This window comes from Sporosarcina sp. G11-34 (assembly GCF_026931025.1).
Genome location: NZ_JAHNZW010000003.1, coordinates 111,768 through 124,786, shown reverse-complemented (window position 1 = coordinate 124,786; position 13,019 = coordinate 111,768). Strand labels below are relative to the sequence as shown.

The 13,019-nt window shown below is 39.3% G+C and carries 12 protein-coding genes and 1 riboswitch; of the genes, 2 read left to right on the top strand and 10 right to left on the bottom strand.

The annotated features are described in order from the left end of the window. Positions 1-103: 103 nt before the first annotated feature. Positions 104-211: riboswitch (SAM riboswitch) on the bottom strand. Positions 212-296: 85 nt separating this feature from the next. Then, complete coding sequence (locus KSU66_RS04815; protein WP_269050286.1) at positions 297-2,339, bottom strand: catalase; 2,043 nt, start codon at positions 2,337-2,339, stop codon at positions 297-299. A gap of 348 nt (positions 2,340-2,687) precedes the next feature. Here KSU66_RS04815 and ilvA point away from each other — a divergent pair, with 348 nt between their 5' ends. Then, positions 2,688-3,956, top strand: coding sequence for a threonine ammonia-lyase IlvA (ilvA, locus tag KSU66_RS04810; RefSeq protein WP_269050285.1), 1,269 nt, complete (start codon positions 2,688-2,690; stop codon positions 3,954-3,956). A gap of 35 nt (positions 3,957-3,991) precedes the next feature. On the opposite strand, the gene KSU66_RS04805 is transcribed toward ilvA, so the two are convergent. The 8 genes from KSU66_RS04805 to KSU66_RS04770 all read right to left on the bottom strand — a co-directional run bounded on the left by KSU66_RS04805 (position 3,992) and on the right by KSU66_RS04770 (position 11,286). Next, positions 3,992-4,396: a hypothetical protein gene (locus KSU66_RS04805; protein ID WP_269050284.1), complete on the bottom strand. Its 405-nt coding sequence runs from the start codon at positions 4,394-4,396 to the stop codon at positions 3,992-3,994. Between the two features lie 11 nt (positions 4,397-4,407). Next, on the bottom strand, positions 4,408-4,578 hold the full coding sequence (locus KSU66_RS04800; RefSeq protein ID WP_269050283.1) for a zinc ribbon domain-containing protein: 171 nt from the start codon (positions 4,576-4,578) through the stop codon (positions 4,408-4,410). A gap of 430 nt (positions 4,579-5,008) precedes the next feature. Next, the gene (locus KSU66_RS04795; protein ID WP_269050282.1) at positions 5,009-5,326 is read right to left on the bottom strand and encodes a thioredoxin family protein; all 318 of its coding nucleotides are present in this window, start codon (positions 5,324-5,326) and stop codon (positions 5,009-5,011) included. 44 nt (positions 5,327-5,370) lie between these two features. Then, positions 5,371-6,444, bottom strand: coding sequence for a branched-chain amino acid aminotransferase (locus KSU66_RS04790; protein ID WP_269050281.1), 1,074 nt, complete (start codon positions 6,442-6,444; stop codon positions 5,371-5,373). A gap of 145 nt (positions 6,445-6,589) precedes the next feature. Next, a complete protein-coding gene (locus KSU66_RS04785) occupies positions 6,590-7,489 on the bottom strand; it encodes a DMT family transporter (protein WP_269050280.1) in 900 nt (299 codons plus the stop codon). Between the two features lie 197 nt (positions 7,490-7,686). After that, on the bottom strand, positions 7,687-9,498 hold the full coding sequence (locus KSU66_RS04780; RefSeq protein ID WP_269050279.1) for a LysM peptidoglycan-binding domain-containing protein: 1,812 nt from the start codon (positions 9,496-9,498) through the stop codon (positions 7,687-7,689). 138 nt (positions 9,499-9,636) lie between these two features. Further along, positions 9,637-10,470 (bottom strand): isocitrate lyase/PEP mutase family protein, encoded by an 834-nt coding sequence (locus tag KSU66_RS04775; RefSeq protein ID WP_269050278.1) that lies wholly within the window; start codon positions 10,468-10,470, stop codon positions 9,637-9,639. A 21-nt stretch (positions 10,471-10,491) separates the two neighbouring features. Beyond that, positions 10,492-11,286 carry an MBL fold metallo-hydrolase gene (locus KSU66_RS04770; RefSeq protein WP_269050277.1) on the bottom strand — a complete coding sequence of 265 codons (795 nt, stop codon included), beginning with the start codon at positions 11,284-11,286 and terminating at the stop codon, positions 10,492-10,494. 253 nt (positions 11,287-11,539) lie between these two features. On the opposite strand from KSU66_RS04770, the gene KSU66_RS04765 reads away from it, so the two are divergent. Then, positions 11,540-12,256: a 3-ketoacyl-ACP reductase gene (locus tag KSU66_RS04765; protein WP_269050276.1), complete on the top strand. Its 717-nt coding sequence runs from the start codon at positions 11,540-11,542 to the stop codon at positions 12,254-12,256. A 58-nt stretch (positions 12,257-12,314) separates the two neighbouring features. Here the strand turns inward: KSU66_RS04765 and KSU66_RS04760 are convergent, their stop codons facing one another. After that, positions 12,315-12,866, bottom strand: a complete 552-nt coding sequence (locus tag KSU66_RS04760) for a DUF420 domain-containing protein (protein WP_269050275.1) — start codon at positions 12,864-12,866, stop codon at positions 12,315-12,317. Positions 12,867-13,019 lie beyond the last annotated feature (153 nt).

The following is a 13,019-nucleotide window of genomic DNA, read 5'->3' as shown; positions in this document are numbered from 1 at the left end:
TCTCCCCTTCTTATGTATTGTGCTATCATAAGCTCAACGTTGATAGACAAAAAAAGTCCTCTTTTCTTATGATAAGAAAAGAGGATTGATTCTAGGCTCTTTATTCTTATCTTTCAAGACAAAAGTCTTGGTGGAGTTAGCACCTTTCTGACAATGTCAGAGGTTGCTGAAGCTTCATCGGGCCATTTCCCTTAGCTTCTCTTGATAAGGAATATTCAATTTTCAATCAATTAACCTTAATTATACTATTGAATTTATTAATGTCAATTGCCTTAGGTTCTTTCAAAACAGTTCGTTTAATAAATATCCCTATCCCAGAAACGTTGTTTTGCGACTGCTTTTACAAATGTCTTTCCAAAGTCAGATTCGCTCGTTGTAAACACGACTCCTGGACCTTCTTTTGCATTCGAGGCTTCAAAATACGGTTTACCACTTGTCGCAAACCCAATTGGCTTGAAATGCTTGAACGCCTCGTTAATAAAGTAAGTCATATCACTACTAAACTTCGCAGGGTTCCCCACTTTTCCACCAACGACGTACAATGCATCGTGGAGAACTGGATCCGTTGTAAGAAATGTTTCATTCACATCCACTTGAAAATTATCTTTACTTCTTACCGTCCCTAATTTTTCACTAATAATATCAACCGTAATCCCCGCATTGATAAATGTTTTAACCGCTTTTACTACTTCCGCCCCATTAAATCCATTGCCAATTAATATGCCAACCTTCAATGAATAAGGAACACTTCTCGTATTTTCTTGACTGAGCGCGGGCGATGAAGCCGTTACCTTCGACTGAGTTCCCGTTGGTTTCTTTACACCAATTCCATCTGCAATAATCGTGGCCATTTCTTTATCGACATGAACGAACATATCGACAACTTGTTGTCTTACAGATTTACTTTCCACTTTGCCCACTTCAAATATGAACGCATTTATAATATGCTGTTTCTCAGGTGCCGACATGCTGTTCCAAAAAAGTCTTGCCTGGGAAAAATGATCTTTGAAAGAATCACTACGTGCTTGAATAATACGTCCCTCTACTTTTTCTTCGTAGTGGACGAATCCACCTTCTTTAGCCGTCGACGTAGACGGAGTATTACCCGCGAGCGAGTTTTTATGGTAACTTACTTGCCCGATGTCGATACGCTGACGACTATACCCGTTTCGCTGATTGTTATGAAATGGGCAAACCGCTCGATTAATCGGTATTTCCGTAAAGTTCGGTCCACCTAGCCGGATTAGTTGCGTATCAATATAAGAAAACAGTCTACCTTGAAGCAATGGATCATTTGTAAAATCTATGCCAGGAATAACGTTCCCCGGATGAAAAGCGACTTGTTCTGTTTCAGCAAAGACATTATCGACATTTTGATTCAACGTCATCTTTCCAATAATTTTAACCGGCACAATCTCTTCTGGCCAAAGTTTTGTCGCATCGAGTACGTCAAAATCGAACATAAATTCATCTTCTGTTTCAATCATTTGAACACCTAATTCCCACTCTGGAAAATTCCCTTTTTCGATAGATTCCCATAAGTCACGTCTTTGAAAGTCAGGATCTTTCCCTGAGACTTTCTGTGCTTCATCCCAGACGAGCGAATGCACACCGAGTGCAGGCTTCCAGTGAAACTTAACAAATCTTGCCTTGCCATCTTCGTTGACGAAACGGAATGTGTGTACACCAAACCCTTCCATCATCCGCCAACTTCTCGGAATTGTACGGTCTGACATTTGCCACATAACCATATGGGCCGATTCCTGATTGTTAGCGACGAAATCCCAAAACGTATCATGCGCTGACGCAGCTTGCGGCATTTCATTATGCGGCTCAGGCTGGACTGCATGGATAAGGTCTGGAAATTTAATGGCATCTTGGATGAAGAAGACTGGAATATTGTTGCCTACAAGATCGTAGTTCCCTTCCTCCGTATAAAATTTAACAGCGAATCCTCGCACATCCCTAACAGTATCTGCAGAACCTTTGCTACCGGCAACATTGGAGAACCTCAGGAACAATGGGGTTTTCTTCCCTGGCTCTTGCAGGAATCCTGCTTTCGTAAATTCTTTCATAGATTCATACAATTCGAATTCACCATGCGCTCCGTACCCCCTCGCATGTACAACCCGCTCTGGAATTCGTTCATGGTCAAAATGAGTCACCTTCTCACGAAAATGAAAATCCTCCATTAACGTCGGCCCACGAACGCCGGCCTTTAAGGAGTTCTCATCTTCAGAAACCTTCACCCCTTGATTGGTAGTCATTTTCGTTCCCTTATTGTTAACGCGAAACATTTCCAATTGTTCATCTTTTTTATTCTTTGAAGACTTCTCCATTGTATCCCCTTCCCTTTATATTGAACTTATGAATGTGAACACGAATCCACCCCTGGCGTCTGCTAAGGTAGCCGGGGCAATACGACAGAAAAGGAATGCAGTTCAATTGCTGGAGGCATCCCTAGCGCCAAGCGAATTTATTAGAATTCTTGATTTCAGGATATATAGTCTTAATAAAAAATTGATACCAAGACAAAATCCTACCCACATTATCTATATGCATAGCTAGTCGGGAATGAGACTTCATATTATTATTTCCCTGTAAAAATGTGAATATTTACACACAGAAACTTTTTCGTGCTATAATTAAAAGATGTTCAATTAATCAGAAAGTAGTTGATGTTTTTTATGAAACTGATAAACCATGACACGAAATCTTTATATGTAGAAGATATCTTGATCGCCTACCAACTTTTAAAAGACGTCGTCGTACACACACCTTTACAAAAAAATGAACGCTTATCGGAAAAGTACGGATGCCATGTTTATATTAAAAGGGAAGATTTACAACATGTTCGTTCGTTTAAATTAAGAGGTGCTTACTATAAAATCAAAACGATTGAAAAGGAAGCACATGAAAAAGGAATTGTTTGTGCAAGCGCTGGAAACCACGCGCAAGGCGTTGCTTACGCTTGTGCTCAATTAGAAATCGACGCAAAAATATTCATGCCGAAAACGACACCTAAACAAAAAATTGACCAAGTAAAAATGTTTGGTCGCTCGCATGTGGAAGTTATTTTAGTTGGAGATACATTTGATGATTCTTTCGCAAGTGCAAGTGCTTATGCGGACTCAGAGGATCGGATTTTCATTCATCCTTTTGATGATCTTGATATTATTGCCGGTCAAGGGACTGTTGCGATTGAAATTATGAATGACATTGAAGAACCCATCGACTATGTCTTCTCAAGTATCGGTGGAGGCGGACTCGCTTCTGGCTTATCCACTTATATTAAAAACGTATCTCCTCTTACACATATGATTGGTGTCGAACCTGCGGGGGCCGCAAGCATGAAGGCCGCATTTGAAAATGAAGGCGTCATCTCACTGGATACGATTGATAAGTTTGTTGACGGGGCCGCTGTAGGCTGTACGGGCAATCTTACGTATGAAATTTGCAAGAAGTATCTTGATGATATTGTTAGTGTTCCAGAAGGGAAAGTATGTACGACAATACTAGACCTCTATAACCAATACGCCATTATCGCAGAACCTGCAGGCGCGCTACCCATCGCAGCTTTAGATTTTTACAAAGATGAAATCAAAGGGAAATCCGTCGTATGTGTAATTAGCGGGGGAAATAATGATATCGGAAGAATGCAGGAAATTAAAGAAAAGTCATTGATTTACGAGGGCCTACTTCATTATTTCATTGTGAATTTCCCACAAAGAGCGGGTGCACTTCGTCAATTTTTGGACAACGTACTCGGGCCCCACGATGATATTACAACGTTTGAATATACAAGAAAAAACAACAAGGAATATGGACCGGGACTTGTTGGTATTGAAATAAAAAAGATGGATGATTATGATGGACTGATTGAACGAATGGAGAAAAGTGGATTTTCATTTACTGAAGTAAAAAGCGGCAGCTCATTATTCGACCTGCTTATATAATAGAAAGCATTTAAAAAGGCTAGCTTCTTTTGAAGTTAGCCTTTTCGCTGTCTCATTATGATTCGGATTATTCCCCAATATAGAAGGCCTCCCGTCATATATGCAAGTACATCGAACCGATCTGACACACTATAAGACACGTATAGTGGCGTTACGTACTCCCAAAACAAACCGCAAACAAATGTAAAAAGTAGTATTCGCATGAACCGGATAAGTAATAGCTTACGCTGATCCCCTAGCATCGCCAATACATTGACCACCGCAACAATGAGCATGCCTGCAAGTACATCGTTGAAATGGTTCTGAATGAAGGACCAACCTAAAACGTTCTTTAAATACAATCGATTAACTATGTAAAGTAATAGTACAGCGCCCCCTATTAAAAGGCTGACCCGGGCAATTTTACTTCTTCTAAAAGTCGATAAAACCTCATCCCTCATTTGGTCGACCTTCAACAATACGACATAATAATAATGCCTAGGATTACCGCCCCAACAACACCCCAAAACGTAATTCCCATACCACTTTTCTTGCTATTAATAAACGTATGTCCACAGTTCGGACAAAACTCGGCTTGTCTAGAAACATCGTTTCCACAAGATGGACAAGGTCTTAAACCCATATGATTACCTCCTTCAATTTTCGTACGTTGAAAATACAATCTATATGAATCAATTTCACAATTTATTGCTTCATCCAATTCTACGAATGATTATGTAAAAAAATGTGGAATTGTTCGTTAGCTTTAATGGAATTTCCGTTGATTGGAGCGGAAGACGGCGACTCCGGCGGGAATAGCTTGAGCAGAAGACCCCGCAGGAGCGGAGCGACGAGGAGGCTGAAGCCAAGCCCGCGGAAAGCGTCCGTCTGTAGCGCAAATCAACATTGTTCGGATTTCAAGTTATATTGTTGATTATGAAATTGACTCATCTACATATATATACGGATTAGATACAATAAAGTTTCAAAGAAAAATGTGCACCCAATCTATTACTAGATTGATGTGCACATCTTTTATAAAGGGTTCTGAGCTTTTAGCTTACGAACAATTTTCAGTCTGAAAGTCCGTTAATAAACTCCTCAATTTGTTCAGGTGTTTTACGGTCTTTACTCACAAATCGACCTGCTTCTACACCATCATGAAAGGCAACAAAGCTTGGGATTCCAAAAATATTAAGCTCCCCACATAAATCGATGAACTCATCCCGATCTACATAAATAAATTCGTATTCGGGATAATCAACTTCAATTCTTGGTAGAAGTGGCTCGATGACTGTGCAATCGGGACACCAATCTGCAGAAAACATGAAAATTGTACGTTCCCCACTTTTTAGTTGCTCATATTGTTCCATTGATTGTAACTTTTCCATTCTAATTCCCCCTCGTATTTAAGTAAGGATAACTCGTTTGTATGTTATTTAATTTCGACAACCCAACCGAATGGATCTTCTACTTTTCCAGTTTGAATACCTGTCAATTTTGCATAGATTTTTTCGGATAACTTGCCGATTTCTCCATTGTTAACGACTAATTTTTCATCTTTCCAACTTAGTTCGCCAATTGGTGAAATAACCGCAGCTGTGCCTGTTCCGAATGCTTCTTCCAACAAGCCATTTCTTTGAGCTGTGCGAATTTCCTCCATTGATACTTTTCTTTCTATTACTGGAATATCCCAATGATTTAATAACTCAATTACTGATTTCCTTGTAATTCCTTCTAAAATGCTACCATTTAAAGCAGGCGTGATAACTTCTCCATTTATTTTAAAGAAGACGTTCATAGCCCCTACCTCTTCTATATATTTCCGTTCAATTCCATCTAACCAAAGCACTTGTGCATAGCCTTTTTGTCCCGCTATTTCTTGTGCTTTTAAACCTGAAGCGTAGTTCCCTGCTGTTTTTGCAGTGCCAGTGCCGCCTGATACTGCGCGCACGTAGTCATTTTCCACTAAAATTTTAACGGGTTCAATGCCACCCTTATAATATGAACCGACAGGAGATAAAATAATCATGAATTGGTATTTCGTTGAAGGAGAAACGCCTAAATACGCCTCGGTTGCAATCACAAACGGCCTTATGTAAAGTGATGTTCCTTCAGCAGTTGGAATCCAATCTTGGTCAATTTCGATTAGTTTCTTTAACGCTTCAAGCGCTAATTCCTCATTGACTTTTGGCATACTAATTCGATCACTTGAAGCATTTAAGCGTTTCATGTTTTGTTCTGGACGAAACAATCGTACAGTGCCATCTTCCGAGCGATACGCTTTCAGTCCTTCAAAAACAGTTTGACCGTAATGGAATACAATTGCAGCCGGATCCAATGTGAGTGGACGGTACGGTTCGATTCTATGATCTGCCCAACCTTCGCCTTCTGTATAATTAGCGATAAACATATGATCCGTAAATACTCGACCAAACTCTAATTGGTCTGATAATGGTTTTTCTTTTTTTGATTCTGTCAATTCTACGTGGATGTTGAGTTCTGTCATGACGTTGATATCCCCTTAAACAAATTTTTGATTGTCACCTTAATTTCAAAAGTCGAAATATAATGATCTTTAACCCATATTATACAACTTTAAAAAAGGAAGTACAGTTTATTTTTGAAGAATAGTATACAGTACACCTTTAACTTTACGCGTCGTTAAGATCAGTTGCACGCTTTTTGAATTTAATGAAATGAAGATTCATCAAAAACAAACTCAGTATCATTAAAGGTAAACCGATTGCAATGCCGATATGTAATGGCTCATCTAGGAATAAAATCCCCAATGCAATGGAGACAAAAGGAACGATAAACGTGACCATAAGCGCAAGAAATGGCCCACTTATAGAGACGATTAAATAGAATATGACGTAGCCAAGTCCCGAACTTAAACAACCGAGTACGAGAAGTGGTAAAAACACGTCCAATGTTCCTAGATGCAAAAACGCCCGTGGTTCCATAATCAAACTGATTGGAGCATTTAAAGCAGTAGCAACTGCAAGCGTCCAAAAACCTAAGTGAAGCGGTGGAATATCGGAAAAATGTTTATTAATTAAAAGCGAATTAAGCGCGTAGCACGAAGTCACACCGAACATTAGCAGTGCATTGAATATGGAAAACTTACTTCCTATCGCTTGTCCAGAAAAAATTAAAAGAGTAAATACGGCAACAAAACCGACAATTAAACTATAAAACTGATTTCGTAAAGGCTTCACCTTAAAAAGAATTACGGAAAAAAGAACCGCGAATAATGGCGTCGTTGCGTTTAAAATTCCGCTTAACCCCGAATCGATGCCTTGGAGTGCCCAACCCATGAAATTCCACGGGATGGCTCCCGCTAACGCGACTGAAAACAGAAAAATAAAACTTACTTTAAAATTCAACCGATCTTTAGACAGCCACAACAATGGCAAAAGAGCCACTAAACCAAAAAAACTACGTAAAAAAACAATGGTAGTCGGTGAGAAATAGTCAAGCAGCCCCTTTGTCCATAAAAATGAGGAACCCCATAAAACACTAAGAACTAATAAATATAAAATTGGTCGCATCGCATCTTCACCATCCCTATCAAATCAAGTTAGTGGATATCTATGACACTATGCCTTCAGAGGACAATCCAACTACTCCACGAATATAGCACAGCCATGAGATGTAAACAAAGCACAAGAACTGCCCCGATACCTAAAAACATGGAAAAGTATCTGGGCATCGAGGTAGTATCGGTTCGGCTAAAAACCGGGTGTTATTACGGTAAAAACATAATTGTTGAGCTGATTTCTTCAATATGATTCTTATCCGCCCAAAGAATAAAGTAATTATAATTAATTCCTTCAATAATAATTGGGCTTGGATATTTTACAATATAAGCTGCTTGATTATTCATTTCAGTAGCTTGATCGGAAGAAGGTAAAATGGTGCAAGATTGTTCATATAGAGTTGAATTCTTAATTACTTGAGGCTGTGAACCATAAGGCATTGATTTTTGGAAAGCTTCGGCGTGGCATACTTCTTCAATATTATCAGAGCCTAAAAGGGCTGATACTCGAAAAAAACCATCGCTTCCTTCATATTTTTCATCGGTGACCTTTTTCCAATCCGCCGGATATTGAAAATTAACATCTAAAATTTCACTCGTAAACTCCCGCTTAGCTAGATCTAACACAGCTGTTGGTGCCCATTCCAAAGACATTATACTTTCTCCCCCAAGTAGTTGGATTGGAACAGGATGATTTAAATCGATTATCCACATTTCTTGTGCAAATTCATGTTCAGCGCATCCTGATAAGTAAGCGATTTTGCTTCCATCGGATGACCAAGTAACGGGTGTTTGAAAACAATTGGAGATTGCCCATATCCGATCATTTTCTCCCAGACGTTCCACAGTTCTGATTTGTGAAAAATACCCCGCGTCTTCAAATGCAGTAGCACTGTATGCAATTTGTAACGAATCTGGAGACCATTTCGGGAAATAGTTTTTGGATAGCGGACCCCCTTCTACCTCAACTACATGCCCTGTTGAAACGTCGACAGTTTGAATAATAGATACACTTGCACCTGGGGTTGTGTACAAAGCGAATTTCCCATCGGGTGAAAGTTCGGCATTATGAAGAGGACCTGTTGTATTTTTCGTAATTTGCACTTTATCACTCCCAGTCATCTGACAGCGATAAAGCTGGCTTATACCAGATGGATCTACTGCTTGAAACAACAATTCAGTTCCACTTGGAAACCAGCTGACTGTAGTGGCGCCGGGCTGCTCAACAGATTGTGCTGTGTGTAACGTAGCGTTATACAACATAATGATGCCGCGGGCGGTATAAGCTACTGTTGAACTGTCTGGAGACCAATCTAAATGGAAATCCCCACCTGCATCCAACTGATCAATGCCGGCTATTAAACCGTCTTCAACATAAACGACATAAATCACTTCATCTTTCCCTACAAATGCGATTCGACTACTATCCGGTGACCAAACCGGGCTAGAAAATGAATCACCCAATCCATTCGTTAGTTGCCTTTTTTCTCCATTCCCCAGATTATATACCCATATATCGTACTGCCCACCCCGGTTCGATGTATACGCAATGAATCCCCGTTTTTCAAAAGACCCGGAAGGAATCGTTAACTTCATTCCTGTATGAATTGTTGAGGTTGAAAGCCGATTCGCTTCCTGAATCCGTTCCGCGCTAACATTGTAACGCTTCGCAATTTGATCTAACGTATCTTCAGACTGAATAAGGTAATGCGGGACGCCTTGAGGAACTTTTACTAACTGCCCTATTTGTAGCATATACGGCGGCTTTAACTGGTTTGCTTCAATAATTACGGATGACGGGACGCCGTACAGTTGGGAAATCCGGTAGACCGAATCTGCGGATTCCACGCGGTACGTATTTACACCGGGTGGAATTGACAATTGTTGGCCTGCAAAAATCGTATACGGAGGTACTAGATTATTAGATGCAATAATCGATTCCACAGGAAGCCCCCATCGCTTCGCAATGTCATTTACTGTGTCATTCGCACGCGCTTCATAAAATAATTGAATCGTAAACACCTACTTTCATCGTTGAAATAAATCTCCGCCCATAACGTATCGTATTCATAGGACCGGTATATTGTTCAAAACAAAAAAACATGCAAGCGATAATGAGATCGCCACATGTTTTAGGATGTTAATAGAATGTCTTATTGTTTATTTAATCATCGCAGCGACGTCTGCGTAAGATAAAACATTTTTCGTCATCTTATCAAAGCTTTGTGTATTGAATATTTCTTCGCTAATACTTTTCAAATGTGTCACTGTCGCTCTAAATGGACCAGATCCACAACTGACGCGTTCGATTCCGATTGCCGAAAGATCCGATAAAGATGGTAATTCAGAATGTGCCAATAGATTAATCGGCACGGAAATTTCTTTTCTAAATTTTTTAATCGTTTCTAAATCTGTTAGCCCGGGTATGAAAATGCAATCGGCTCCCGCCTCTATGTAGGCTTTAGCCCGTTTTAAAGCTTCTTCAAAACGTTTTTCCGGCGCACCAACATTGGCCCAATACAAATCTGTTCGGGCATTGATAAACAACGACATACTAAGTGAGTCCGAAAGATCCCTTATCGCTTCAATATTTTCTGTTTGGATCGTCAGGTCATGTAAAGGCTCTTCCACATTTCCCGTTCCATCTTCAATATTAATGCCAATGGCTCCCGCGTCAATAACTTGCTTTACATTATTCACAATTTCTTCAATCGTAAACCCATAGCCAGCTTCAATATCCGCACTAACAGGAATATCCACTGCATTCGAAATCGTGGAAATTGTATCAATTAATTTCTCAAAAGGCATATTTTGGCCATCCGTGTATCCTAACGACATCGCAATCCCCGCACTCGTCGTTCCAATTGCTTGAAAACCACTTTGTTCAAACGTTTTTGCACTAATTGCATCCCAAGCGTTGGGCAATACAAATGTAGTCGACTGTGTATGAAGTTCATGAAAATTCTTCGATTTTGTTAACTTTTTCTGATTCACAAAAAAACTCCCTTACATTACTCAATTTTGATATTCCAATATGGAGGTAATAATATGTTTGGGTGAATTCTCAAACAATGAAAAATAGTGCATCGGATGCTTTTTTGGGAACATCCTTTTCTGTATTTCGTGTCGAGTCAAGCCCTCGCTATGTAACGCAATGACCTTTTTTTGAACAGCAAGCAAATAATTCAATTTCTTGTTAACTTCTTGTTTCCCTTGCCCAATGACACCTTTATGGGAACAAATATATGTATCAAAATCATATAGTAACATTTTTTTCAATGAGTCAATAATTGTTGGGATCGATTCGAATGCAAACAAACTTTTTGGAGTCGATTGAATATATAAATCCCCGCCAAACATCCACTTTTTTTCACGATTGTATAATGCAATATGATCATCGGCATGTCCGGGTGTATGTATGATGTCCCAAGTATAATTAGGCGTTTTGAATGTCTCACCTAAAACTTTTGGTTGAAATGGGTCTCGTTCTCCCCAAGATATTTTTCGGTATAGTGGTAACTTCATTGCATTGCGACAATTTTCAATTCCAGTTTCATGAATATAAACCGGTACGTCTTTATTTTTCTGAATCCATTGTGCCGTCCCCGTATGGTCTTCATGATGATGCGTTAAAACAACTTCCCTTATGTCCCATTGTTCAAAAAGATGAATAAGTTCCTTTTGCTTGTTCGCAGGACCCGTATCTATCAATAAACCATCTATCAAATAAACGGAAACAACTAATTTCTGACCAAACAAAGAAAGTTCTGCCTCCGCTTGAATTAAATCTTCGCACGTTTTGATTTTCATAAAATCACCCACTTTTCAAGTTTATAATAAATTGAACAAATGAAGCAATTGACTAATAGGTTGGTAATTCCGAAAACTTTTCTTACTGTCATACTAACAATACAAAGGGCTCAGTTCAACACTCTAGATTCTTATAAAAGATTAATACTTGACCTCTGTCATTTGAACGTCAACAATCCCTTTACTTATAAATGCGTTTTAAATTTGTTATACTGCTATTAGTAAGTTATTGACAGCAAAGGAGATTATGAACATGCAAAACTTAAAAGGTAAAACCGCATTAATAACTGGGGCGGGCAGAGGTATTGGCCGCGCAACTGCAATTGCTTTCGCAAAAGAAGGCATAAATATAGGACTTTTAGGAAGAACAGCCGCTAATCTTGAAAAAGTGGCCGAAGAACTTAGTGAATACGGAGTTAATGTAACAATGGCTACGGCTGATGTATCAGATAACGCATCAGTCATTTCTGCAGTCGAGCATATCAAATCCGAACTAGGTCCAATTGATATTCTTATTAACAATGCTGGTATCGGTAAGTTCGGTAAATTTTTAGATCTTTCCCCTGAAGAATTTAAAAATATTATCGATGTCAACTTAATGGGCGTCTATTATGTTACACGTGCCGTCCTACCGGAAATGATTGAAAGACAAGCTGGAGATATCATTAATATTTCCTCAACCGCTGGGCAAAAAGGCGCACCTGTAACAAGTGCATATAGCGCTTCTAAATTTGGTGTTCTTGGCCTTACTGAATCACTTATGCTTGAAGTAAGAAAACATAACATCCGTGTAGGTGCATTGACACCGAGCACTGTCGCTACTGATTTGGCGTTCGCCGAAAACTTAACAGACGGCAATCCCGACAACGTCATGCAACCGGAAGATCTCGCTGAAGTGATGGTTGCGCAATTAAAACTACACCCGCGCATTCTTTTCAAATCAGCAAGCCTATGGTCGACAAATCCTTAATACAAAAAACAAAAAGACGATTCGTTCAAATTCGAACGAATCGTCTCTTTTTTCACTATTAATAGTAAGGTGAGATTAGAATGTACACCAATACTCCCGTAAAGCTGACATAAAGCCAAATCGGCATTGTCCAACGTGCAATTTTTTTATGGCGTTCATTTTCCATATTCCAAGCACGAGCCACACTCGTCAGCGCTAGTGGAACTATTGCCGCGGCAAGAATAATATGCGTGATTAAAACGAAGTAGTAAAACCCCGCCATAAACCCTTCGCCACCATAAGGCGTCGACGCTGCCAAATAATGAAACGACACATACGTAATGAGGAAAAGAGAAGTCGTAACAAATGCCGCATAAATAAAGCGACGGTGTACAGTTACGTTGCCTTTTAAAATAGCAATAAGTGCACACACTAAAAAGACAAAAGTAAAACAGTTCAAAACAGCATTCATTAAAGGTAAAATCGTTACGTCAAATGCATCAAAATCTTCAACGCCTGGCACTCCCGATAATACACCGATTGCACCTATTAAAATAATGGACAAAGCAATAATTAACGGTTTATAATTCCGTTTTTTAAATGGGCGCCCAGACCCTGTATTATTCTGCAATATAATGTTCACTCCAATATAAATAATAATCATCATTATTACTTTAATTGTATAACAACAAACAAAAACGTGCCTTCAATAAAAGCACGTTTTTGTGAACGTATTTGATTTATCATTAGGTTGAAGTAAAGTGTTCCTAAATTTCAGTACAAA